This is a genomic window from Photobacterium sp. R1 (assembly GCF_054600795.1).
The window spans coordinates 1-248 of the sequence record NZ_BAAHZP010000819.1; the positions used below are offsets into that span (position 1 = coordinate 1).

Sequence of the window (248 nt, forward strand, 5' to 3'; positions counted from 1 at the left end):
TGATATCGTTTGTCTGGCCAAAGGGCTGGGCGGCATGGGCACCCCGATTGCCATGAATCTGATAAAACCCGAGCTGGATAAGCATTGGTCTCCGGGCGAGCACACGGGCACCTTCCGCGGACAATGTCTGTCCTTTGTGGCGGGCTGTGAAGCGCTGAGCTATTTCGAAGACAGCCACCTGATGGAAGAAGTACAGCAAAAAGGTGCGATGATGCACGCGGCACTGTCACCGCTGGCGGATCTGGCCG

The 248-nt window shown here is 57.7% G+C and carries 1 protein-coding gene; it reads left to right on the plus strand.

Features of this window, described 5'->3' with window-relative positions:
* A partial coding sequence (locus tag ACYP03_RS27350) for an aminotransferase class III-fold pyridoxal phosphate-dependent enzyme (protein WP_459782850.1) occupies positions 1 to 248 on the plus strand: 248 nt, incomplete at both ends.